This is a genomic window from Kitasatospora dryopteridis, from assembly GCF_050749075.1.
Lineage (GTDB): Bacteria > Actinomycetota > Actinomycetes > Streptomycetales > Streptomycetaceae > Kitasatospora.
The window spans coordinates 7,894,446-7,917,583 of record NZ_CP192749.1 but is presented as its reverse complement, the minus strand read 5'-3'; the positions used below and the strand labels follow the sequence as shown (position 1 = coordinate 7,917,583).

Annotated in this window: 16 protein-coding genes; 7 read left to right on the top strand and 9 right to left on the bottom strand. The window is 73.7% G+C overall.

Annotated features, from left to right (window positions below; translation table 11 throughout):
• Window positions 1-2: 2 nt before the first annotated feature.
• From ACQ614_RS36155 to ACQ614_RS36125, 7 genes are all read right to left on the bottom strand, one after another.
• Window positions 3-2,867 carry an RICIN domain-containing protein gene (locus tag ACQ614_RS36155; protein WP_431683352.1) on the bottom strand — a complete coding sequence of 955 codons (2,865 nt, stop codon included), beginning with the start codon at window positions 2,865-2,867 and terminating at the stop codon, window positions 3-5.
• Window positions 2,868-3,095: 228 nt separating this feature from the next.
• A complete protein-coding gene (locus ACQ614_RS36150; protein ID WP_431683351.1) occupies window positions 3,096-4,154 on the bottom strand; it encodes an aldose epimerase family protein in 1,059 nt (352 codons plus the stop codon).
• 105 nt (window positions 4,155-4,259) lie between these two features.
• Window positions 4,260-5,273: a LacI family DNA-binding transcriptional regulator gene (locus ACQ614_RS36145; protein WP_431683350.1), complete on the bottom strand. Its 1,014-nt coding sequence runs from the start codon at window positions 5,271-5,273 to the stop codon at window positions 4,260-4,262.
• A 36-nt stretch (window positions 5,274-5,309) separates the two neighbouring features.
• Window positions 5,310-6,344 (bottom strand): ABC transporter permease, encoded by a 1,035-nt coding sequence (locus ACQ614_RS36140; protein ID WP_431683349.1) that lies wholly within the window; start codon window positions 6,342-6,344, stop codon window positions 5,310-5,312.
• On the bottom strand, window positions 6,341-7,309 hold the full coding sequence (locus ACQ614_RS36135; RefSeq protein WP_431683348.1) for an ABC transporter permease: 969 nt from the start codon (window positions 7,307-7,309) through the stop codon (window positions 6,341-6,343). The genes ACQ614_RS36140 and ACQ614_RS36135 overlap by 4 nt, the downstream gene beginning before the upstream one ends.
• Complete coding sequence (locus ACQ614_RS36130) at window positions 7,306-8,925, bottom strand: sugar ABC transporter ATP-binding protein (RefSeq protein WP_431683347.1); 1,620 nt, start codon at window positions 8,923-8,925, stop codon at window positions 7,306-7,308. Before ACQ614_RS36130 ends, ACQ614_RS36135 begins: the two co-directional genes overlap by 4 nt.
• A 79-nt stretch (window positions 8,926-9,004) precedes the next feature.
• The gene (locus ACQ614_RS36125) at window positions 9,005-10,090 is read right to left on the bottom strand and encodes an ABC transporter substrate-binding protein (protein ID WP_431683346.1); all 1,086 of its coding nucleotides are present in this window, start codon (window positions 10,088-10,090) and stop codon (window positions 9,005-9,007) included.
• A gap of 478 nt (window positions 10,091-10,568) precedes the next feature.
• Here ACQ614_RS36125 and mutA point away from each other — a divergent pair, with 478 nt between their 5' ends.
• The 4 genes from mutA (at window position 10,569) to ACQ614_RS36105 (ending at window position 16,095) form a co-directional block, all read left to right on the top strand.
• A complete protein-coding gene (gene mutA, locus ACQ614_RS36120) occupies window positions 10,569-12,452 on the top strand; it encodes a methylmalonyl-CoA mutase small subunit (RefSeq protein WP_431683345.1) in 1,884 nt (627 codons plus the stop codon).
• The gene (scpA, locus tag ACQ614_RS36115) at window positions 12,449-14,647 is read left to right on the top strand and encodes a methylmalonyl-CoA mutase (RefSeq protein ID WP_431683344.1); all 2,199 of its coding nucleotides are present in this window, start codon (window positions 12,449-12,451) and stop codon (window positions 14,645-14,647) included. The genes mutA and scpA overlap by 4 nt, the downstream gene beginning before the upstream one ends.
• Before the next feature lie 11 nt (window positions 14,648-14,658).
• Window positions 14,659-15,648, top strand: a complete 990-nt coding sequence (gene meaB / locus ACQ614_RS36110; protein WP_363487819.1) for a methylmalonyl Co-A mutase-associated GTPase MeaB — start codon at window positions 14,659-14,661, stop codon at window positions 15,646-15,648.
• Between the two features lie 231 nt (window positions 15,649-15,879).
• Window positions 15,880-16,095, top strand: coding sequence for a heavy-metal-associated domain-containing protein (locus ACQ614_RS36105; RefSeq protein ID WP_431683343.1), 216 nt, complete (start codon window positions 15,880-15,882; stop codon window positions 16,093-16,095).
• A 69-nt stretch (window positions 16,096-16,164) separates the two neighbouring features.
• Here the strand turns inward: ACQ614_RS36105 and ACQ614_RS36100 are convergent, their stop codons facing one another.
• Complete coding sequence (locus ACQ614_RS36100; protein ID WP_431683342.1) at window positions 16,165-17,805, bottom strand: serine/threonine-protein kinase; 1,641 nt, start codon at window positions 17,803-17,805, stop codon at window positions 16,165-16,167.
• A 387-nt stretch (window positions 17,806-18,192) separates the two neighbouring features.
• A complete protein-coding gene (locus ACQ614_RS36095) occupies window positions 18,193-20,418 on the bottom strand; it encodes a molybdopterin oxidoreductase family protein (RefSeq protein WP_431683341.1) in 2,226 nt (741 codons plus the stop codon).
• 261 nt (window positions 20,419-20,679) lie between these two features.
• Between ACQ614_RS36095 and ACQ614_RS36090 the strand changes: the two genes are divergently transcribed.
• Genes ACQ614_RS36090 through fabG form a run of 3 tightly spaced genes read left to right on the top strand, consistent with a single transcriptional unit; the run spans window position 20,680 to window position 23,135 of the window.
• Complete coding sequence (locus tag ACQ614_RS36090; protein ID WP_431683340.1) at window positions 20,680-21,837, top strand: acyl-CoA dehydrogenase family protein; 1,158 nt, start codon at window positions 20,680-20,682, stop codon at window positions 21,835-21,837.
• Window positions 21,838-21,888: 51 nt separating this feature from the next.
• On the top strand, window positions 21,889-22,341 hold the full coding sequence (locus ACQ614_RS36085) for a MaoC family dehydratase (protein ID WP_431683339.1): 453 nt from the start codon (window positions 21,889-21,891) through the stop codon (window positions 22,339-22,341).
• A gap of 32 nt (window positions 22,342-22,373) precedes the next feature.
• Entirely contained in the window at window positions 22,374-23,135 is a 762-nt protein-coding gene (fabG, locus tag ACQ614_RS36080; protein WP_431683338.1) for a 3-oxoacyl-ACP reductase FabG, read from the top strand.
• Window positions 23,136-23,138: the final 3 nt, after the last annotated feature.

Here is a 23,138-nt window from a genome sequence, read left to right as displayed (position 1 = left end):
CGTCAGCGCAGCCGCCACAGGTGGTCGGCCGTGCCGTTGTCGGCGAACTGCACCACCGGGGCGCTGTCCGCGGTGGACATCAGGTCGACGCCCAGCACCTTGCCGGAGCGGGCGTTGCGGATGCGGAACCGGCCGGCGCCGTCGTGCACGAGGCGCCACCGGTGGTCGTCGGTGCCGTTGTCGGCGAACTGCACCACCCGGGCGCCGTCCGCGGTCGACATCAGGTCGACGCCCAGCACCTTGCCCGAGTGCACGTTGCGGATGCGGTACCAGCCGTCGGCGTCCGCGAGGAAGGTCCACAGGTGGTCCTCGGTGCCGTTGTCGGCGAACTGCACGACCTGGGCGCTGTCCGCCGTGGACATCCGGTCCACACCCAGCACCTTGCCGGAGTTGAGGTTCTCGATCCGCAGCTGCCCGTCCGGGTGGAACAGCCAGAGGTGGTCGTCCGTCCCGCTGTCGGCGAACTGCACCACCTGGGCGCTGTCGGCGGTCGACATGCCGTCCACGGCAAGCACCTTGCCGGCGTGCCGGTTGCGGATGCGGTACCAGCCGTCGCCGTTGTCGACCGGCTGCCACAGGTGGTCGGCCGTGCCGTTGTCCGCGTACTGCACCACCCGGGCGCCGTCCGCGGTCGACATCAGGTCGACGCCCAGCACCTTGCCCGAATGCACGTTGCGGATGCGGTACCAGCCGTCGCCGTTGTCGACCGGCTGCCACAGGTGGTCGGCCGTGCCGTTGTCGGCGAACTGCACCACCCGGGCACTGTCGGCGGTCGACATGCCGTCCACCGCGAGCACCTTGCCGGAGCGGCGGTTGCGGATGCGGAAGGCGGCACCGGGGGCCGCCCACGGCACGCCGTCCGGGGCCGCGGTCGGGAAGGCGGAGATCCGCAGCCGGGCGGCGGCCATCGGGATCAGGGTGACCGTCTCCACGGATGCGGCGCTGCGGGCCGGGCTGTCCTGCAGCGGGGTCACGACCTGCTGGGAGTCGGCCTGCCACTCGGCGATCCTGCGGGCGGGGGCGGTGATCCGGTGCGGATTGTCCGCCTGGGTGAAGGGGTTTGCGGACAGCGCGCCGCCGCGGGTGGTGAAGGCGAGGGCCGCGGCGGGGGCGGCCGGATCGAGGGCGAGGCCGTAGTTCCAGGGGGTGGTGGCGTGCACGTCGTACTGCGGGAAGGTGTCGCTGCCGCCGGTACGGACCCAGTTCTCGCCGATCTGCAGGGCGTAGCTCAGCGGGCCGCGGTCGACCGAGACGGAGCGGTGGTTGGCCGCCCAGGTGCGCACGGTGATCCGCTGGGGCAGGCGCAGGGTGATCCGGTCGCCGCTGTTCCAGGTGCGCCGGAGGGTGGTGAAGGCGGGGCCCGCAGGGGCGCTCACGGCCTGTCCGTTGACGGCGAGTTGCGGGTCGGGGCACCAGCCGGGGATGCGCAGCACCAGCGGGAAGGCGACCGGCCGCGGGGCGGTGACGGTGAGGGTGACGGTGTCGCCGAAGGGGTACTCGGTGTCCTCGCGGACGGTGACGGTGGTGCTGCCGTCGCCGACCGCGGCGGCTACCGTGCACGGGGCGTACATGGCCGCGGCGAGGCCGCCGTCGGGGGTGCCGAGCCACAACTCCTGGGTGAACCAGGGCCAGCCCATGCCGTAGTTGTGCGGGCAGCAGCGGTACTGGTCGACGCCGGCCATGTAGGACTGCATGGCGAAGCCGTTCTGGAACTGGCCCTGGGTCTTGGGCCGGTCGTCCAGGTCGGTGCTGTTGGCGCTGGTGATGTAGTGCACGGCCCTGCCCTGCGGATCGAGGGAGGGCGGCAGGGAGTTGAAGGCGAGCTCCTCGCAGCGGTCGGCCCAGACCGGGTCGCCGGTGAGCCGGGTGAGCAGTTCGTGGCTGGCCATGAACTCGACGACGCCGCAGGTCTCGAAGCCCTGCCGGGGATCGCCGAAGCCGGGGCGGGCGTTCTCGTCGCCGGCGAATCCGCCGCCGGGGAACTGGCCGTAGCGGCCCATCACCGTGTCGTAGGTGCGGTAGGCGGCCGCGGTGTCGGCGGCGAGGCCGGAGCGCTGGGCGTACTGGGCGGGCTCGCGGAAGCCCTGCGCGATGTTGACGTTGTGCCAACTGGGCACGGTGTTCGTCCAGTCGGCGCCGTTGCGGTGGATGCGGTCCAGCAGGTCGAGCAGGAAGGCGTCCCGGGTGCGGTTGTAGAGCCACACCACGGTGTCCAGGCCGTCGCCCCAGCGGACGGACACCCAGCTCTGGTTGAAGGCGCCCGGGCCCTGGGCGTTCATGAACCGCAGGAAGGCGGTGAGGAAGGGAACGATCCGGCTGTCGCCGGAGTACTCCTGCCAGGAGCGCAGGGCCTGCAGCAGCGGGAGGTGGGGCCAGAAGTCGGGGCCGCCGCCGAGCGAAGTGCGCAGCGCGGCGGGGCCGAAGAAGCCGTCCGGCTGCGCGGTGGCGAGGATCGCGTCGATCCAGCGGCGGGCGGTGGCGAGCGCGCCGGCGTCGCGGGTGGTGATCGCGAGGTCGACGTAGCCGCGCAGCCAGTACGGGACCTCCTCCCAGCCGCCGCGCTCGGGGTGCGCCCAGCCGGTGGTGGCGAGGTCGAGGAAGTGCGAGGTCTCTGCGAACCGGCCGCAGAGGCCCGCGAGTTGGAGGGAGAGCTGGCCGGCGAGCCAGCCCGCGGGGCGGATCGCACCGGGCGGCAGCCGCAGCAGGGCGGTGGGGTGCAGCGGGGCGGCGTTGGGGTGGTGGAGGCCGCCGGGGGCGGGCGGCAGGCCGGCTGCTGCTGCGGCGGGTACAACGGTGAACCCGAGAGCGTGGGCGCCGGCGGACGCTCCGACGGCGGTCAGCAGGCTGCGGCGGGACAGGGACGGCATGGGCACTCCGGCGGGGGTGGCGCCGTGACGGCGGCGGTCGGCGGTGCTGGGCTGGTCCGTGCTCGTGCGGTGCGGTGCTGGGCTGGTCTGGTCTGGGCGTCCGAGGGTTCTCACCGGTGGGGCGGTACGGCCGGCTCCGGATTGCAACGTTGGAAATAGCTGCGCCAAGCGGAATGACAGCATGCCGTCAGACTGTTGTCCAGACCTCCTGCAGAAACTGACGTTTCGTCAATTGCCTTGTACGAAACGGAACTCGGTGCGACTGCGGAAGACCTCGCCGGGTCGGAGCACGGTGCTGGGGTACTCCGGGCGGTTCGGCGAGTCGGGCAGGTGCTGGGTCTCCAGGCAGATGCCGGCGTGCTGCGGCAGCGGCCGGCCGTCGGCTCCGGGCACGGTGCCGTCGAGGTTGTTGCCGGTGTACACCTGCACGCCGGGCTCGGTCGTCCAGACCTCCATCCGGCGGCCTGCGGACGGCTCGGCGAGGGTGGCCGCGTGCCGCAGCTCCCCCGGCTCGGCGGGGCGCAGCAGCCAGCAGTGGTCGAGGCCGCCGACGGCACTCACCTGTGGGTGGGCGGCGGAGAGCCGGTCGCCCACCCGGGTGGGCCGCCCGAAGTCGAACGGTGTGCCGGCCACCGGTTCGGCGGGCCCGTACGGGATGCCTTCGGCGGTGACCGGCAGGTAGTGGTCGGCGGACAGCTCCAGCACGTGGTCGTGGACGGTGCCGTGCCCGGCCAGGTTGAAGTAGGCGTGGTTGGTCGGGTTGACCACCGTGGGGCGGTCGGTGACGGCCAGGTAGTCGACGGCGAGCGTGCCGTGCCCGGCCAGGCTGTAGGTGGCGCTGAGGTCGAGCGCGCCGGGGAAGCCCATGTCGCCGTGCGGGCTGTGCAGCCGCAGCTCGACCCCGGTGCCGTCGGCGGTCGCGGCGGCCTGCCAGACGCGGCGGTGGAAGCCGTCCGGGCCACCGTGCAGGGCGTGCCCGCGGTCGTTGACGGGCACCCGGTGCGGCACGCCGTCCAGGGTGAAGCGGCCGTGCGCGATGCGGTTGGCGTACCGTCCGACGACCGGGCCGAGGTACGGGTGGTCCCCGGCCCGGACCCGCAGCGAGGGCAGGCCCAGCACCACCGGGCCCGGCGATGCGCGCGGGGCGGGGGCGGTCAGGGCGGCCAGGCTGGCGCCCAGGGTCAGGACGGTGGCCCGCAGGCCGCCGGGCGCCTCGAGGGTCCAGGCGTGCACCGCCCGGCCGTCGGGGGTGGTGCCGTACGCGTCCTTCCGGACGGTGGGTGACATGCCTCGCTCCTGCGGCTGATGGGCGGGCAGCCCCGCCAGGGTGGTCAATTCAGGGGCGCGTGGGGGCACCTCCCGCGCCCCTGGGATGCCCCCGGGTGACCTCCCCTAGCGGGTCCGCCCCACGGTGGAGTCGCGTACGACCAGGCGGTGGCCGGGGCGGGCGCGGCGGGGCTCCGTTCCGGCGGTGCCGGCCAGGCGGTCGACCAGGCAGTCGACGGCGAGCCGGGCGATGGCCTCCTTGTCGGGCGCGACGGTGGTCAGCGGGGTGTGCGCGAACCGGCTCTCGTCGATGTTGTCGAAGCCGACCACGGCGACGTCCTCCGGCACCCGCAGCCCGCGGTCGGCGAGGGTGCGCAGCGCGCCGACCGCGATGGTGTCGTTGTAGGCGAACACCGCGTCCGGGTGCGGGCCGCGGTCGAGCAGGGCGGCCATCGCCCGGGCGCCGTCCTCGCGTCCGTACGCCTCGGTGGCGACCACCAGGGCGTCGTCGGCGGGCAGTCCGGCGGCGGCGAGCTCCTCCCGCCAGCCGCGCAGGCGCAGGTGCGCGGGGCGGCGGGCGCTCTCCTCGCGGGCGCCGAGGAAGGCGATCCGCCGGCGGCCGGTGTCCACCAGGTGGCGGACGGCGAGTCTGGCCGCGGCGACGTTGTCGATCGCGATGTGGTCGTACGGGGCGTCGTACTCCCGCTCGCCGAGCAGGACGAGCGGGGAGGTGTCGGTGCGCGCGAGCAGGTCCTCGGACTCCAGCTCGATCGGGCTGAGGATCAGCCCGTCCATGACGTGCGCCCGGAAGCCCTGGCAGACCAGCAGTTCCTGGTCGCGGCGGCCGCCGGTGTGGTCGAGCAGGACGGTGTAGTCGTGCCGGGCGGCGGCGTCGATGACGGCGCCGGCGAGCTCGGCGAAGTACGGGTTGCCGAGCTCCGGCACGGCCAGCGCGATGATGCCGGTGCGGCCCTTGCGCAGGTGGCGCGCGGTCAGGTTGGGCCGGTAGCCGAGCTCGTCGATGGCGCGCTGGACGCGTTCGCGCATGGCGGGAGTGACGTGCTGGTAGCCGTTCACCACGTTGGAGACGGTCTTGATCGACACTCCGGCGCGCTGGGCGACGTCCTTCAGACTGACCACGGTGTTCCTCTCGGCGGGCGGGCTCTCGGGTCATTTCTACGGGGTGGAACGAGTGCGGAAGAGGTATCGCTGCGCGAGGACGACCACAATCAGGAATCCGCCGCTGACCACCGACTGGTAGGAGGAGTTCAGCGAGCCGATCTGGTTGATGAGGTTCTGGATGACGGCGAGCAGCAGGACGCCCCACAGGGTGCCGCCGACGGTGCCCGCGCCGCCGGTCAGCAGGGTGCCGCCGATCACCACGGCCGCGATGGCGTCGAGTTCCATGCCGGCGCCGACGATGGTGACCCCGGAGGACAGCCGGGCGGCGCTCAGTGCGCCGGCGAGCCCGGCGAGCAGGCCGCTCAGCAGGTAGACCAGCACTCGGGTGCGGGCCACCGGCAGGCCCATCAGGGTCGCGGCGTCGCTGCTGCCGCCGATCGCGAACACCGACTGGCCGAACGGGGTCCGCTGCAGCAGCACCCCGCCGAGGCCGAACAGCGCGAGGGCGATCAGCACCGGGTACCCGAAGCCCCACACGGTGCCCTGGCCGAGCTCGGCGAAGGCCGAGCCGCGCGGCACCAGGTAGGTGGTGGCGCCCTCGTGGGTGACGGCGAGCAGCAGGCCGCGCGCACCGAGCAGGGTGGCCAGGGTGACGATGAACGGCGCCATCCCCGCGCGGGCCACCAGCAGTCCGTTGACGGCGCCGATCGTGCCGCAGACCGCGAGCGGCAGCAGCAGCGCCGGGGCGAGGCCCCACTGGGAGGCCCAGGCGGCGAGCACACCGCCGAGGGCGAACACCGAGCCGACCGAGAGGTCGATGCCGCCGGTGAGGATCACCAGCGTCATGCCGAGGGCGACGACGGCGAGGAAGGAGGTCTGCACGGTGATGCTGCGGGCGTTGTCCAGCGTGCCGAAGGACGGGAACAGCACCGTGGAGACCGCGACGAGCAGGGCGAGCACGGCGGGCACCGCCTGCCGCTGGAGCAGGCCGAGCAGCCTGCCGGGCAGCGGCGCGGGGTCGGCGCCGGACGGCGCGCGGAGGACGGGCCGGGCGAACGGGGTGGGGCCGAGGACGGCGGGCTTCTTCATCGGGACCTGCGCTCCCGGGCGGTGTAGACGGCGGCCAGGATGATGGCCGCCTGGGCGATCTGGGCGGTGGAGTCGGGCAGGTCGTGCTTGACGAGGGTGGCGCGCAGCAGCTGCATCAGCAGGGCGCCGGTGACCGTGCCGAGGACGCGGACGGAGCCGCCGGTCAGCGGGGTGCCGCCGACCACGACGGCGGTGATGGCGGACAGCTCCATCAGGGTGCCGAGCGCGGACGGGTCGCTGGCCGTCAGCCGGGCGGTGGCCAGCACGCCGGAGAGTGCGGCGAGCACTGCGCACAGCACGTACACGCCGGTGAGCACCCGGCGGACGGGGAGGCCCGCGAGGGCGGCGGCGGTGCGGTTGCCGCCGATCGCGACCAGCCGGCGGCCGAAGGAGGTGCGGTGGACGAGGCCGGCGACGAGCAGGGCGAGCACCCCGGCGATCAGTACCGTCCAGGGGATGCCGAGCAGGCTGCCGGAGCCGAGGGCGAGCAGGTCGGGGTTGGCGATCTGCTTGAGCTGCCCGTCCGCGACGACCAGGGCCAGGCCCCGGCCGCCGACGAACAGCGCCAGGGTGGCCACGATCGGCTGCAGGCCGACCACCGAGACCAGCGTGCCGTTGACCAGGCCGACGGCGGCGCCGGCCAGCAGTGCGACCAGCAGCGCCGGGACGAGGCCGTAGCCGAGGTAGAGCGGCAGCAGGGCACTGGCCAGGGCCATGGTGGAGCCGACCGAGAGGTCCACGCCCTCGGTGCCGATGACCAGTGCCATGCCCAGCGCGACGATCACCACGGGGGCGACCTGGACGAGCTGGGTACGCAGGTTGTCGGCGGTCAGGAAGTGCTCGGTGAAGGCGGCGTTGAACAGCAGCAGGACGGCCACCGCGAGGTACACGCCGTACTTCTGCAGCCAGGCCCCGTCCGGGAGTTTGAGTGCGGCCGGGCGGCCGGCGAGTGCGGGCTGGGTCATCGCGGTTCCTCCTGGGCCGGGTCGGCGGGCGCAGGGGCGGACGGAGGTACGGCCGCGGGTGCGGCCCGGTCGGCGAGCAGGGCCAGCAGGTCGGCCTCGGTGACCTGTTCGCCGGTGAGTTCGCCGGCCACGGCTCCGGCGTGCAGCACGGTGATCCGGTCGGCGCCCTCCACCAGCTCCTCGATGTCGGAGGAGATCAGCAGCACGGCCAGGCCCTCCCTGGCGAGTTCGTCGATCAGTGTCTGGACCTCGGCCTTGGCGCCGACGTCGATGCCTCGGGTGGGCTCGTCCAGCAGCAGCACCTTGGGCTCCAGGCAGAGCCAGCGGGCGAGCAGCACCTTCTGCTGGTTGCCGCCGGAGAGTTCGCCGACCTTCTGCTCGGGGCTGGACGCCTTGATCCGCAGCCGCCGCATGAAGACCTCGACCAGGCGGTCCTGGCGGCGGCGGGAGACCAGGCCGAACTTCGAGAGCCGCGGCATGGCGGCCAGCACGATGTTCTCGCGGACGGACAGGCCGGGGATGATGCCCTCGGCCTTGCGGTCCTCCGGGAGCAGGCTGATGCCGGCCCGGATGGCGGCCGCCGGGGAGCGGCGGGCCAGTGGGCGGCCGGCCACCTCGACGCTGCCGGCGTCCAGCGGCAGTGCCCCGGCCAGGGCCTTGGCGGTCTCGCTGCGGCCGGAGCCGAGCAGGCCGCCGAGGCCGAGCACCTCGCCGGGCCGCAGTTGGAGGCCGACGCCGTGCAGCAGGTGCCGCTTGGTCAGGCCCTGCGCGGTGAGCACCGGTTCGCGCTCGGCGCGGTGGCCGTCGCCGAAGCCGGTGACACCGTGCCGGCGGACCTCTGCGGCGTCCCGTCCGAGCATCATCGACACCAGGTCGAGCCGGTCCAGGCCGGCCAGGTCGCCGGTGTGCACCAGCCGGCCGTCGCGCAGCACGGTGACCCGGTCGCACAGCCGGTACAGCTCGTCCATGCGGTGGCTGACGTAGAGGATGGCGATGCCCTTGGCGTGCAGTTCGCCGACCACCCGGAAGAGCGTCTCCACCTCGCGCGGCTCCAGGGCGGAGGTGGGCTCGTCCATCACCACCACCCGGGCGTCGACCGACACCGCCCGGGCGAGGGCGACCATCTGCTGGGCGCCGATGCCGAGGGTGTGCAGCGGGCGGCGCGGGTCGACGGCGACGCCGAGCCCGGCCAGCAGGTCGGCGCTCTCGGCGTACATCCGGGCGAAGTCGATCAGGCCGAGGCGGGTGCGCGGCTCGCGGCCCAGGAAGACGTTCCGGGCGACGCTCATCAGGGGGACGAGGTTGACCTCCTGGTAGATCGTCGACACCCCGGCCTGCTGGGCGTCGAACGGCCGGTGCAGGGTGACGGGGCGTCCGGCGATCCGCAGTTCGCCGGCGTCCGGCCGGTGCACGCCGGTCAGCACCTTGATGAGGGTGGACTTGCCGGCGCCGTTCTCCCCGACCAGGGCGTGGATCTCGCCGGGGCGCAGGGCCAGGGAGACGTCGTCGAGGGCGACGACGCCGGGGAAGCGCTTGGCCACGCCGATCGCCTCGAGCGCGGGCGGCGCGGCGGCACCGTCCTCGGGCGGGACGGCCGCCGGGGCGGGTGGGGCCATGGGAAGGACCTCCGGGGGCAGAGGGATGCAAGGAGAGGGGACGGGCCGGGGCGCCCGGCCGGGGCCGGGCGCCGCGGGGTCAGTACGCGCCGCCGACCGAGGCCGCGGCGTTGCCCGGGTCGTAGGCGCGGTCGGTGATGATCACACTGTCCCCGATGGACTCCCCGGCGAGGAACTTCTGCAGGGTCTCGAAGGCCAGCGGGCCGAACCGCGGGTTGGACTCGATGACGCCGTTGTAGTCGCCGGCGGCGAGCGCCTGGACGGCGTTGCGGGTGCCGTCGATGGAGACGATCTTGACGTCCTTGCCGGGCTTGCGGCCCGCACCCTTGAGGGCGGTGACGGCGCCGAGACCCATCTCGTCGTTCTCCGCGTACACCGCGGTGATCTCCGGCTTGGACTGGATGAGCTGCTCCATCACCTGCTGGCCCTTGTCGCGGGCGAACTCGCCGGTCTGCTGGGCGACGATCTCCATGCCCGGCGCCTTGGCCTTCAGCTGGTCGACGAAGCCGTTGGTGCGGTCGGTGGTGACGTTGTTGCCGGAGGAGCCGAGCAGGATCGCCACCTTGCCGGTGCCGCCGGTGGCCTGGATCAGCGCGTCGGCGGCCCGCTTGCCCTGCTCGACGAAGTTCGAGCCGATGAAGGTCAGGTAGTCCTTGCAGGCGGTGGCGTTGACCTTGCGGTCGATGGTGATCACCGGGACGTGCTTGGCGGCCGCGGCGGCGAGCGCGGGCTGCAGGCCGTCGGAGTTCAGCGGGGCGACGATGAGCAGCTGCGCGCCCTGGTTGAGCATGTCCTGGATGTCGCTGATCTGCTTGGACAGCTGGGACTGCGCGTTGGTGGTGAGCAGCTTCTTGACCCCGAGCTTGGCGGCCTCGTCCTTGATGGACTGGGTCTCGGCGATCCGGAAGGGGTTGGCCTCCTTCTCCGACTGGGAGAAGCCGACGACGGCGTCCTTGAGGTCGATCTTGGGCGTGCCGGTGCTCTGCAGGGTGCAGCCGGCTCCGGCGGCCGGGGCGGAGGCCGCACCGGTGGCGGCCTGGGCGGCCTGGCCGTCGCCGGAACCGGTGGACGGGGTCTCCTCCTTGGCGCAGCCGGTGAGGACGAGGGCGGCGGTGGCGAGCAGGGCGGCGGAGGCGAGCAGGCGGGATCTGCGGGGGCTGGTCATGCGAGGACGCTCCTTGACGGGTGGGTCCGGCCGGGGGCGGCGCGGTTCCGGGCGTGCCGGGGCACGCCGGGGCGCACCGATGGCGGGCCGGATCGGGAGGCAGGGGGAAGCTTCGCTGACGTGCGGAAAGAGCGGCGCGCACCGGGGATCGCGCTCTCCGGCGGGCGTTTACAACGTTATACAACCGGCCCTGCAAGGCCGACAAGAGTCGCGGCACACCCCGTCGAATCCCGTATCGACACCGCCTGCGGCGAGTTGACGGAACGACGGCCCACCCGCCGGACGGACCGTGCGGCCCGGCCCGCCGCGACGCGCGACCGCGCCCGACCCGCAGCACGCGACCGGAACACCGCCTCCCGCCACTCCTGGCGCAGGCTCCCGCAGCCCACGGCACTCCCCGTGACCAGGAGTGCAGGGTTAAAAAGGTCACACTGGATTGATCTGCTGCCGACCTGCTAACGGGCACTAACCTGCACTCATGACGGTCCTGCCCGAAGGGCTTCCCCTGGCCGCCGAGTTCCCGGATGCGACCCGCGAGCAGTGGCAGCGCCTCGTCGAAGGCGTGCTGCGCAAGTCTGGTGTGCAGAACGCGAGCGGCGTACAGGCTGAGGAAGCGCTCACCACCAAGCTTCAGGACGGGCTCAGCGCCCGCCCGCTGTACACCGCCGAGGACGCCCCGGCCGACGCCGGCCTCCCCGGCTTCCCGCCGTACCTCCGGGGCGGCCGGCCACAAGGCTCGGCCGTATCCGGGTGGGACGTGCGGCAGCGCCATGCCGGCACCGACGCGGTGCGCACCAACGAAGCGGTCCTCGCCGACCTCGAGAACGGTGTCACCTCGCTCTGGCTGACCGTCGGGGACGGCGGCCTGCCGGTCGCCGCGCTGCCCGCCGCACTGGAGGGCGTCTACCTCGACCTGGCCGCGGTGGCCCTCGACGCGGGTGCCGAATTCCGGCCCGCCGCCGAGCAGTTGTTCGCGCTGCTGACCGAGCGCGGGGTGCCGTCCGACACGGCGTCCGGCAGCCTCGGCGCCGACCCGCTGGGCCTGCTCGCCCGCACCGGCGACGACAGCGCCACCACCGCGCAGCTCGCCGAGGCCGCCGACCTGGCCGCGCACTGCGGCCGCACGTACCCGAACCTCCGCGCCCTGACCGTCGATGCGCTCGTGTACCACGACGCCGGCGCCTCGGCCGCCCAGGAGCTCGGCTGCTCGCTGGCCGCCGGCGTCGCCTACCTGCGCGCGCTCACCGCCGCCGGCCTCACCGCCGACGAGGCCGCCGGCCAGCTGGAGTTCCGCTACGCGGCCTCCGAGGACCAGTTCCTCGGCATCGCCAAGTTCCGTGCCGCCCGCCGCCTCTGGGCGCGCGTCGCCGAGGTCTCCGGGATCACCGGCCCGGCCGCCGCGCAGCGCCAGCACGCCGTCACCTCGTCCGTGATGATGACCTCCCGCGACCCGTGGGTGAACATGCTGCGCACCACGGTCGCCTGCCTGGCCGCCGGCGTCGGCGGCGCCGACGCCGTCACCGTGCAGCCCTTCGACTCCGCGGTCGGTCTGCCGGACGCCTTCGCCCGCCGGATCGCCCGCAACACCCAGTCGATCCTGCTGGAGGAGTCGAACCTGGCGAAGGTCATCGACCCGGCCGGCGGCTCCTGGTACGTGGAGCAGCTGACCGACGAACTGGCGCAGGCCGCCTGGGCCTGGTTCCAGGAGATCGAGCGGGCCGGCGGCCTGCGCGCGGCCCTCGCCGCCGGGCTGGTCGGCGAGCGGATCGCCGCGACCTGGGCCGAGCGCACCGCCAAGCTCGCCAGGCGGCGCGAGCCGGTCACCGGCGTCAGCGAGTTCCCGCACCTCGGCGAGCAGCCGCTGGTCCGCGAGCCGGCGCCCGCCCGCCGTGGCGGCGGCCTGCCGCAGGTCCGCCGTGCCGAGGCGTACGAGGCGCTGCGCGACCGCTCGGACGCGCACCTGGCCGCGACCGGCGCCCGGCCGAAGCTGTTCCTGGCCTCGCTGGGCACCGCCGCCTCGCACACCGCGCGCACCACCTTCGCCGCCAACCTCTTCCAGGCCGGCGGCATCGAGACCACCGCCGCCGAGGGCACCGACGCGGCCGCGCTGGCCGAGGCCTTCGCGGCGAGCGGTGCGGGCGTCGCCTGCCTGTGCTCCAGCGACGCGCTGTACGAGGAGCACGGCGAGACGGTCGCCAAGGCGCTGAAGACCGCGGGCGCCGCCAAGGTGCTGCTGGCCGGGCGCCCCGGCGAGCTGCGCGAGGCTTTCCAGCGGGCGGGAGTGGACTCCTTCGTGTTCGCGGGCTGCGACGCGGTCGAGGTCCTGACCTCCCTCCTCGACGAGATCGGAGTGGCCCCATGATCCCCGACTTCACCACCATCGGGCTGGGCGGGGGCGCCGCGGCCGGCGACGGCGCGCAGTGGCGCGACGCCTGGCAGCAGGCCACCGGCAAGGACGTCGAGGAGCAGGTCTGGGAGACCCCGGAGGGCATCGGCGTCAAGCCGCTGTACACCGCGGAGGACCTGGCCGGCCTGGACTTCCTGGGCACCTACCCGGGCATGGCGCCGTTCCTGCGCGGCCCCTACCCGACCATGTACGTCAACCAGCCGTGGACGGTCCGCCAGTACGCGGGCTTCTCCACCGCCGAGGAGTCCAACGCCTTCTACCGCCGCAACCTGGCGGCCGGTCAGAAGGGCCTCTCGGTCGCCTTCGACCTGCCGACCCACCGCGGCTACGACAGCGACCACCCGCGGGTCACCGGCGACGTCGGCATGGCCGGCGTGGCCATCGACTCCATCTACGACATGCGCCAGCTCTTCGACGGCATCCCGCTCGACAGGATGTCGGTGTCGATGACCATGAACGGCGCGGTGCTGCCCGTACTGGCGCTCTACATCGTGGCCGCCGAGGAGCAGGGGGTGCCGCCCGAGAAGCTGGCGGGGACCATCCAGAACGACATCCTCAAGGAGTTCATGGTCCGCAACACGTACATCTACCCGCCGCAGCCCTCGATGCGGATCATCTCGGACATCTTCGCGTACACCTCGCAGAAGATGCCGCGGTACAACTCGATCTCCATCTCGGGCTACCACATCCAGGAGGCCGGGGCCACCGCCGACCTGGAGCTGGCGTACACCCTCGCGGACGGTGTGGAGTACCTGCGGGCCGGCCTCGGCGCCGGACTGGACGTGGACGCCTTCGCGCCGCGGCTGTCGTTCTTCTGGGCGATCGGCATGAACTTCTTCATGGAGATTGCCAAGCTGCGCGCGGCCCGCCTGCTGTGGGCCAAGCTGGTCAAGCAGTTCGACCCGCAGAACGCCAAGTCGCTGTCGCTGCGCACCCATTCGCAGACCTCCGGCTGGTCGCTCACCGCGCAGGACGTGTTCAACAACGTCACCCGCACCTGCGTGGAGGCGATGGCCGCGACCCAGGGCCACACCCAGTCGCTGCACACCAACGCCCTCGACGAGGCACTCGCCCTGCCGACCGACTTCTCCGCCCGCATCGCCCGCAACACCCAGCTGATGCTGCAGCAGGAGTCCGGCACCTGCCGGGTCATCGACCCGTGGGGCGGCTCGGCGTACGTCGAGAAGCTCACCCACGACCTGGCCCGCCGCGCCTGGCAGCACATCCAGGAGGTCGAGGCGGCCGGTGGCATGGCCAAGGCCATCGACGCCGGCATCCCCAAGCTGCGCGTCGAGGAGGCCGCCGCCCGCACCCAGGCACGGATCGACTCCGGCCGCCAGCCGGTGATCGGCGTCAACAAGTACCGGGTGGCCAACGACGAGCAGATCGACGTCCTCAAGGTCGACAACTCCTCGGTCCGCGCCCAGCAGATCGAGAAGCTCCGCCGGCTGCGCGCCGAGCGCGACGAGCAGGTCTGCCAGGACGCCCTGCACGCGCTCACCCGCGCCGCCGAGGCCGGCTCGCAGGGCTCCTCGCTGGACGGCAACCTGCTGGCGCTCGCGGTGAGCGCCGCCCGCGCCAAGGCCACCGTCGGCGAGATCTCCGACGCACTCGAGAAGGTGTACGGCCGGCACTCCGGGCAGATCCGTACCATCTCCGGTGTGTACCGAGACGAGGCAGGGCCGTCCCAGAGCGTGCAGCGCACCCGGGAGCTGGTCGAGAAGTTCGAGGAGGCCGAGGGCCGCCGCCCGCGCATCCTGGTCGCCAAGATGGGCCAGGACGGCCACGACCGCGGCCAGAAGGTGATCGCCACGGCCTTCGCCGACCTGGGTTTCACCGTGGACGTCGGTCCGCTGTTCCAGACCCCGGCCGAGGTCGCCCGGCAGGCCGTCGAGGCGGACGTGCACATCGTCGGCGTCTCCTCGCTGGCGGCCGGTCACCTCACCCTGGTGCCGGCGCTGAAGGCCGAGCTCGCCGAGGCCGGCCGCGAGGACATCACCATCGTGGTCGGCGGCGTCATCCCGCCGCAGGACGTCCCGACGCTCCTGGACATGGGCGCCGCCGCGGTCTTCCCGCCCGGCACGGTGATCCCGGACGCCGCGTACGACCTGCTCACCACGCTCGCCGCCGACCTCGGCCACGAGCTGTGAGCCGCTGAACCGTGGCCCGGACGATCGACCTCGACCAGTACCGGCAGGGTGTCCTCGACGGCTCGCGCGCCTGGATCGCGCGGGCCATCACCCTCGTCGAGTCCATCCGGCCCGACCACCGCGAGCTCGCCCAGCGGCTGTTGGTCGACCTGCTGCCGCACTCCGGCAGGGCGGTCCGGGTCGGCATCACCGGCGTGCCCGGAGTCGGCAAGTCGACCTTCATCGAGGCCCTCGGCACCATGCTCACCGGCAAGGGCCACCGGGTCGCGGTGCTCGCCGTCGACCCGACCTCCAGCCGCACCGGCGGCTCCATCCTCGGCGACAAGACGCGGATGGAGAAGCTCGCCGTCGACCCGAACGCCTTCGTCCGGCCCTCCCCCACCTCCGGGACGCTCGGCGGCGTGGCCCGCGCCACCCGCGAGTCCATGGTGGTGATGGAGGCCGCCGGGTACGACGTCGTCCTGGTCGAGACGGTCGGCGTCGGGCAGTCGGAGACCACCGTCGCGGGCATGGTGGACTCCTTCCTGCTGCTCACCCTCGCGCGCACCGGCGACCAGCTCCAGGGCATCAAGAAGGGCGTGCTGGAGCTGGCCGACCTGGTCGCCGTCAACAAGGCGGACGGCCCGCACGAGCGGGACGCCAAGGCCGCCGCCCGCGAACTGGCCGGCGCCCTGCGGCTGCTCCAGCCCCCGGACGCCGCCTGGACACCGCCGGTGCTCACCTGCAGCGGCCTCGGCGGCCTCGGGCTGGACGTCCTCTGGGACCGCCTCCAGCAGCACCGCACCCTGCTGGACGCCACCGGGGCGCTCGACGCCAAACGGCGCGACCAGCAGGTCGACTGGACCTGGGCGATGGTCCACGACCAGCTGCTCGCCCGGCTCCGCGAGCACCCCGAGGTCCGGCGGCTGGTCCCCGCCGTGGAGCAGGAGGTCCGGCAGGGCACGCTGACCGCCACCCTGGCGGCCCAGCGCATCCTGGACGGCTTCAACTCGGCGAACTGATCCGACGCCGACGGCCGGCGGCAGCGCGGCACGCGCCTGCCGCCGGCCGTCGGCGTCCGCGGGGCGCGTCGCGCGGCAACGGCCCCGGAACCACTCGATGGGGGCACACGGACGGCGTGTCCCTGTGTCTTTTCGGGCGGGCTGCGCTGTCCTGATGGGCATCGATTGCGACGGCCGCGCCCGGGGGTGGGGCGGGCCGCCGCCCCGTTCCGTGCGTCCGGAGGTTCCCCGATGTCCATGACCGCCGTCTTCAGCGTGGAAGGCATGAGCTGCGGCCACTGCGAGCGGACCGTCACCGCAGGCCTCGCCGCCATCCCCGGAGTCACCGGCGTCGACGCCCGGGCCGCCACCGGCCAGGTCACCGTCGAATCCGCCGCCGACCTCGACGAGACCCTGGTCCGCACCGCGGTCGGCGAAGCCGGCTTCACCCTCGTCGGGCGGATCTGACGCCGGATCCGACGCCGCCGGATCTGCCGCCGCCGACCGCTGTCGACCGTCCCCCCGCGCCCGGCGCGCTCAGGCCCGCTCGGGCACCGGCGGCCGGCTCCGGCCCGGGAGGAGCGGGGTCAGCGCCGCGGCCAGGGCGCACCAGGTCAGCAGGCCCAGGCCCTCCGCCCGGAGGACCGGCAGGCCTCCGGCGTCGACGTAGTACCCGGTCGCGAGTGCGGCGTTCACCAGGGCCGTGCTGACCGCCATCTGCGCCTCGGCCTCGTGCCGGGCGAACAGCGTGCCGAGACCGCGCGACAAGGACTTCTGCAGCACCAGCAGGACGGGGCACAGGACCACGGTCATGATCAGCGCCACCCACCAGGCCGTCCGCGAGGAGAGCAGCAGGGCGGTGCCGGAGACCATGGTGACCGCCACCGCGACGAAGAGCCCGCCGGTGCCCTGGGCGAGCTGCGGCGTGGGGCGGTCGATCCACATCAGGAAGGCGAGAACGAGGAAGGCCGCCACCCCGAGCAGGCCGGCCCACCCGACCGTCCAGGAGCCGAACGCCACCAGCTGGGCGGCGATCACCGTGCCGCCGGCGAGCGCACTACGCCGCAGGGCCGAACTCCGGGCCGTCAGCGGTTCTGCCGGTTCTGCCGGTTCTCCCGGCCCGGTGGGCTGCACGGGCTGTACGGGCGAGGCGGCGTGCGGGTCCGGCAGTCCGTGCGGGTCGGTTCCGGCCGGTTCGCGGGTTCGTCCGCCGGGGACGCCGGTGCGGGACGGGGCTCCGTCGAGGGCCATCGGAGGGGGCGGGGGCGCCGCGGGCGGCCACCCCCCGGCGGTGGCGGGGCCGGCGCCGGTGGACGGCGCTGCCGGGTGATGCCGGTGGTGCGGGGCCGGCGGTGCCAGCAGGCCTTCGATGAGGCCGACGACCTGCTCCGCGCTGCCGGGCCGATTCTCCGGTTCCTTGGCCAGCAGGGCGAGGACCAGCGCGTCGACCCCGGCCGGGACGGCGGGACGGACACCGCTGGGCGGCTCGGGCTGCCGGGTCAGGTGCTGGTGGAGGACGGCCAGCGGGGCGCCGGTGAACGGCGGACGGCCCGTCAGCAGGGTGTACAGCAGACATCCGACGGCGTAGAGGTCGGCTGCCGGGCCGATGCCGCGGTCGCCGCGGGCCTGTTCGGGGGCCATGTAGGCGGCCGTTCCGATGGCGTGGCCGGTGCCGGTGAGCGAGAGGTCCTCGTACAGGTGCTTGACGATCCCGAAGTCGAGGATCTTGACGGTGCCGCCCGGCAGCAGCAGGGTGTTCGCCGGTTTGATGTCGCGGTGGACGAGGCCGGCGCGGTGGGCGGCGGCCAGGCCGGTGCAGACCTGCCGGGTCCAGTCGAGGGCGTCCGGCACCGGCGGCAGCGGTCCCTCGGTGAGGACGTCCTCCAGGGCCCGCCCGTCGAGGTACTCCATGACCAGGAACGGCGCACCGGCGTGCTCGGGCCCGGCCCGGCCGAAGTCGTGCACGGTGACGATGTGCGGGCTGCTGAGGTTGCCCGCGGCCCGGGCCTCGGCGGCGAACCGCTCCACCCCCGAGGAGGCCGTGCCGGCGCCCGTCAGCAGCTTCACCGCGACCGGCCGGCCGACCCGCTCGTCGAAGGCCCGCCACACCTGGCCCATGCCCCCGGAGCCCAGCACCGCCTCCAGCCGGTACCGGCCGTCCAACCGCTCGCTCTGCATGCCCGCCCCCGTCATGTCCCCCGGAAGGGCGCCCCGTCCGGACACGCCCCACCGCCCCCGGGGGCACTCTACCGGCCGGTCACCACGGCCCGTGCGTATCCACCGGCTCCCGCCGACGCCCGGCTGCCGGTCCGTCAACACGCCGGCCGGCGTCCGCCGACACCGCCCGGCCGGGTTCATGCCGAGAGAGAACGCCGACCTCGCCTCGCCCCGGGTCGGCAAGCCGCGCAATCCCGACCTCACGCACATCCCGGTCTCGGTCGTGGAGCCCGGCGCCGACGAGGTGCCGGCGGAGCCGGCTACGGTCGCGCTCGAGGTCGCCTCCCCGTCGAACCCGGAGAACGGCCCGGCGGTCCGGTCCCGCTGTCCCGGTCGGCCGGCGGTCCGTCAGACGGCGGCGGCGCGTTCGATGTGGACGGGGACGCCGTTGAGGACGGCGGTGCCGGAGAGCGGGTCGACGGCTCCGGGGTCGGTGAGCTGGTTGACGTTGACGCCGGGGACGGCGGCGGCGACCTGCATGCGGGTGCCGGGGCGGTCGTGGCCCCAGCCGTGCGGGAGGCTGACGACGCCGGGCATGACGTCCTCGGTGAGCTCGACCGGGGCGGTGACCTCGCCGGTGCGGCTGCGCACCCGGGCGGTGTCGCCGTCGGCGAGACCGAGGGCGGTGGCGTCCTCGGGGTGGAGGTGCAGGGTGCACCGGTTGCTGCCGCGGGTGAGGGCGGGCAGGTTGTGCAGCCAGCTGTTGTTGGAGCGCAGGTGGCGGCGGCCGACCAGGACGAGGCCTTCGCGCCGTTCGGGGAGGGCCGCGCGGAGGCGGTCCAGGTCGGCCGCGAGCGGTTCGGGGCAGAGTTCGATCCGCCCGGAGGGGGTGCGCAGCACCTCGGGCAGGCGGGGCCGGAGCGGGCCGAGGTCGATGCCGTGCGGTGCGTCGAGGAGGCGGGCGAGGGTGAGGCCTTCGGGGTCGGCGCCGAAGCCTTCGCCGTAGGCGCCGAGGCGGAGCATCAGGTCGATCTGTCGTTCGCTGCCGGTGGTGCCGTGCAGGGCGGCGGCGAGTTCGGCGGGGTCGCGGCCGTGGACGGGCGAGGCCGGGTCGGCGACGGCCTTGGCGAGGACGCCGGCGATCACGGTGTTGTCGAGGGCGTCGGGGTCGGCGGCGGCTGCGGCGGCCTGTCCGGCGGCGATGAGGACGAGCCGGGAGAGGATGCGGCACTCGTCGAGTTCGCCGTCCTCGAGCGGGAGCGGCGGCGGGGAGTAGCGGGCGGTGTTGCGGACGGCGAGGTCGCCGAAGGCGAGGTCGAAGTGGGCGGAGCGGCCGGGCGGCGGGGGCGGCAGGACGACGTGGGCGTGCCGGGTGGTCTCGTTGAGGTACGGGTCGACGCTGACCATGAAGTCCAGGCCGGCCAGGGCGGTGTCCAGCCGGTCGCCGCCGGGGACGGAGAGCACGGGGTTCCCGGCGACGGTGATCAGGGCGCGGACCTGTCCCTCGCCGGGGGTGGCGATCTCGTCGGCGAGGGTGACGGCGGGGAGTTCGCCCCTGACCTCGGGCAGCTTGCGCACCCGGCTGTGCCAGCGTCCGGTGGTGAAGCCGCGTCCGGTGCCGGTGCCGCGGCGGCGCCGGGCGGCGAGCGGGAACATGGCGCCGCCGGGCCGGTCGAGGTTGCCGGTGAGGGCGTTGAGGACGTCGACGAGCCAGCTGGCCAGGGTGCCGAACTCGACGGTGCTGGTGCCGATCCGGGCGTAGACGGCGGCGGTCCGGGCGGCGGCCAGCTCCCTGGCGAGCGCCCGGATGTCCTCGGCGGCGATGCCGCAGGCGGCGGCCACGGTCTCGGGCGGGAAGGGCTCGGTCAGCCGCTGCACCGTGTCGATGCCGGTGAGGTGGTCGACGGGGGTGGTGAGCTTCTCCGCGAAGAGGGTGTGGACGATGCCGGCGAGCAGGTAGGCGTCCGAGCCGGGGCGGATCCGCAGGTGGCGGTCGGCGAGGTCGGTGGTGCGGGTGCGGCGCGGGTCGACCACGACCAGCCGGCCGCCGCGGCGGCGCAGCGCCTTCAGCTTGCCGGGGAAGTCGGCGGCGGTGCAGAGGCTGCCGTTGGACTCCAGCGGGTTGGCGCCGAGCATCAGCAGGTAGTCGGTGCGGTCGAGGTCGGGTACGGGGATGGCCAGCGGGTCGCCGAAGAGCAGTCCCGAGGAGACGTGCTTGGGCATCTGGTCGACGGTGCTGGCGGAGTAGACCTGGGTGCTGCCGACGGCCCTGGCGAGGGCGCCGGCGTAGAGGCCGCCGGCGACGGTGTGCACGTTGGGGTTGCCGAGGTAGGTGGCGACGGCCTGCCGGCCGTGCCGGGCGACGACCGCTGCGAGTCCCTGTTCGACGGCGGCGAAGGCCTCCTCCCAGTCGACCTCCCGCCACTGGGTGCCGGTGCGGACGAGGGGGCGGCGCAGCCGGTCGGGGTCGTTGTCGAGCTGGCCGACGGCGGCGCCCTTGGGGCAGACGAAGCCCGCGCTGAACACGTCGGCCCGGTCGCCGCGGGCGGCGGTGATCCTGCCCCCGTCCAGGGTGAGCTCCAGGCCGCAGGTCGCCTCGCACAGCGGGCAGACGCGGTACGCCTTCTCGGTCACGCCGACTCCCATCGCCACGGTCACCGCCGGCTCGCCGCCAGGGTTTAGCGGAACGATAAACCACGACCGGTCCGCTGTCGCCCGTCCTCGCGAAGATCGCCATCCGATCTGCACACCGGAGCAGCCGGCAGTATGGCCGAGGTCACACTGCGCACCCCCTGGTCAGAAGCCGACCGGCGAGTAATTTAGCGTTTCGCTAGAACGGCGGGCCGGCGGTCGGAAGCGATCCCCGCGGGCCCCGAACAGGAAAGAGGGCGCACCGTGCGGCGTTCCGTGTACACCGAGGACCACGAGGCCTTCCGCGAGGTCGTCCGGGATTTCATCGCCCAGGAGGTCGTGCCCGTCTACGAGCAGTGGGAGCAGGACGGCCACGCGCCGCGCGACTTCTACTACCGGCTCGGCGAGCTGGGCGTGTTCGGCATCGAGGTGCCGGAGGAGTACGGCGGCGCGGGCCAGAGCGGGTTCAAGTACCAGGCGGTGGTCACCGAGGAGCTGATGCGGGCAGGCGTGTCCTTCGGCGGCTCCTCGGTGCACACCGGCCTCTGCCTGCCCTACCTGCTGGAGTACGCCGACGAGGAGCAGAAGAAGCGCTGGCTGCCCGGCTTCGTCTCCGGCGAGATCATGACGGCCATCGCGATGACCGAACCCGGCGCGGGCTCCGACCTCGCCGGCATCGCCACCACCGCGAAGCTCTCCGAGGACGGCACCCACTACGTCCTCAACGGCGCCAAGACCTTCATCACCGGCGGCGCGCTGGCCGACCTCGTCCTGGTGGTCTGCCGCACCTCGCCGGCCACCGCGGAGAACCGCCGCCACGGCCTGTCGATCCTCTGCGTGGACACCAAGTCCGAGGGCTACCGGGTGGGCCGCAAGCTGGAGAAGGTCGGCCTGCGCAGCTCCGACACCGCCGAACTCTCCTTCACCGACGTCAAGGTGCCGGTCGAGAACCTGCTCGGCGAGGAGGGCAAGGCCTTCGGCTACCTCACCCACAACCTCGTCCAGGAGCGGCTGGCCATCGCGGTGGGCGCGACCGCGGCGGCCCGCGCGGCGGTCGACTTCGCGGTGCAGTACGTGAAGGACCGCAAGGTCTTCGGGCGGGCCGTCGCCGAGTTCCAGAACACCAAGTTCGTGCTCGCCGAGTGCGAGGCCGAGGCCCAGGCCTGCCAGGCGTTCACCGACCGGGCGCTGGACCTCTTCGAGACCGGCTCCCTCACCGTCGCGGACGCCGCCGCGGCCAAGCTGTTCAGCACCGAGACGGCCGGCCGGGTCATCGACAAGTGCCTCCAACTGCACGGCGGTTACGGCTACATCCTGGAGTACCCGATCGCCCGCCTCTACACCGACAACCGGGTCTTCCGGATCTACGGAGGCACCAGCGAGGTCATGAAGACGGTCGTCGCCAAGTCCCTCGGCCTGTAGCGGCGGTCCGTCGCAGAGCAGCCCCGTCGTAGCACAGAAAGGGAGTCACCCGTGAACGTCTTCCCCTCCCCCGCCGACCTGGCCGGGGCCGTCGGCACCGAGATCGGCACCGGCGACTGGCTGACGATCGAACAGGACCGGATCAACCTGTTCGCCGACGCCACCGGCGACCACCAGTGGATCCACACCGACCCCGAGCGGGCGGCGGCCGGCCCGTTCGGCGCCACCGTCGCGCACGGCTACCTCACCCTCTCGCTGCTGCCCCACCTCGCCCAGCAGGCGTACCGGGTGGAGGGCGTCCGGATGGGCGTCAACTACGGCCTGAACAAGGTCCGTTTCCCCGCCCCCGTCCGGGTGGGCTCCCGGGTCCGCGCCCGGGTCGCGCTCACCGGCGCCGACGAGATCCCCGGCGGCCTGCAGATCACCACCCGGGTCACCGTGGAGATCGAGGGCGGCGAGAAGCCCGCGTGCGTCGCCGAGGCCGTCTCCCGCATCCACCCCTGACCCCCGATCAGCCCCTCTCCCCAGGAGTCACCATGCCCGAGAACAGCCGCAAGGTCGCCGTCGTCACCGGCGCCGCCCGCGGGATCGGCGCGGCCACCGCGCTGCGCCTGGCCCGCGACGGCCACGCCGTCGCCGTCTGCGACCTGGACGAGCCGGCCTGCGCCGGCACCGTCGAGGCGATCGAGAAGGAGGGCGGCCGCGCCCTCGCGGTCGGCGTCGACGTCACCGATGCGGCCCAGGTGGCGGCCGCGGTCGCCCGGACGGCCGAGGAGCTCGGCGCCCCCACGATCCTGGTGAACAACGCCGGCATCACCCGGGACAACCTGCTGTTCAAGCTCACCGAGGACGACTGGGACGCCGTCGTCGCCGTGCACCTGCGCGGCGCCTTCCTGATGTCCCGCGCGGTGCAGTCCCACATGACCGAGGCCCGCTGGGGACGGATCGTCAACCTCTCCTCCACCTCGGCCCTCGGCAACCGCGGCCAGGCCAACTACTCGGCCGCCAAGGCCGGCCTGCAGGGCTTCACCAAGACCCTGGCCATCGAGCTCGGCCCGTTCGGCGTGACGGTCAACGCCGTCGCCCCGGGCTTCATCGCCACCGACATGACGGCCGCCACCGCGGCCCGGATGGGCCTGGACTTCGAGGACCTCAAGGCGGGCGCGGCGCAGCAGATCCCCGTCCGCCGGGTCGGCACCCCGGACGACATCGCCGGTGCGGTCTCCTACCTGGCCGGCGAGGACGCGGGCTTCGTCTCCGGCCAGGTGCTGTACGTCGCGGGCGGCCCCCAGGGCTGACCC

Bases quoted from the DNA above. Each gene is read 5' to 3' on its own strand.
- fabG (WP_431683338.1), top strand. From the start codon at position 22,374: ATGCCCGAGAACAGCCGCAAGGTCGCCGTCGTCACCGGCGCCGCCCGC.
- ACQ614_RS36155 (WP_431683352.1), bottom strand. From the start codon at position 2,867: ATGCCGTCCCTGTCCCGCCGCAGCCTGCTGACCGCCGTCGGAGCGTCC.
- mutA (WP_431683345.1), top strand. From the start codon at position 10,569: ATGACGGTCCTGCCCGAAGGGCTTCCCCTGGCCGCCGAGTTCCCGGAT.
- ACQ614_RS36100 (WP_431683342.1), bottom strand. From the start codon at position 17,805: ATGCAGAGCGAGCGGTTGGACGGCCGGTACCGGCTGGAGGCGGTGCTG.
- ACQ614_RS36135 (WP_431683348.1), bottom strand. From the start codon at position 7,309: ATGACCCAGCCCGCACTCGCCGGCCGCCCGGCCGCACTCAAACTCCCG.
- ACQ614_RS36125 (WP_431683346.1), bottom strand. From the start codon at position 10,090: ATGACCAGCCCCCGCAGATCCCGCCTGCTCGCCTCCGCCGCCCTGCTC.
- ACQ614_RS36105 (WP_431683343.1), top strand. From the start codon at position 15,880: ATGTCCATGACCGCCGTCTTCAGCGTGGAAGGCATGAGCTGCGGCCAC.
- ACQ614_RS36130 (WP_431683347.1), bottom strand. From the start codon at position 8,925: ATGGCCCCACCCGCCCCGGCGGCCGTCCCGCCCGAGGACGGTGCCGCC.
- ACQ614_RS36150 (WP_431683351.1), bottom strand. From the start codon at position 4,154: ATGTCACCCACCGTCCGGAAGGACGCGTACGGCACCACCCCCGACGGC.
- scpA (WP_431683344.1), top strand. From the start codon at position 12,449: ATGATCCCCGACTTCACCACCATCGGGCTGGGCGGGGGCGCCGCGGCC.
- ACQ614_RS36140 (WP_431683349.1), bottom strand. From the start codon at position 6,344: ATGAAGAAGCCCGCCGTCCTCGGCCCCACCCCGTTCGCCCGGCCCGTC.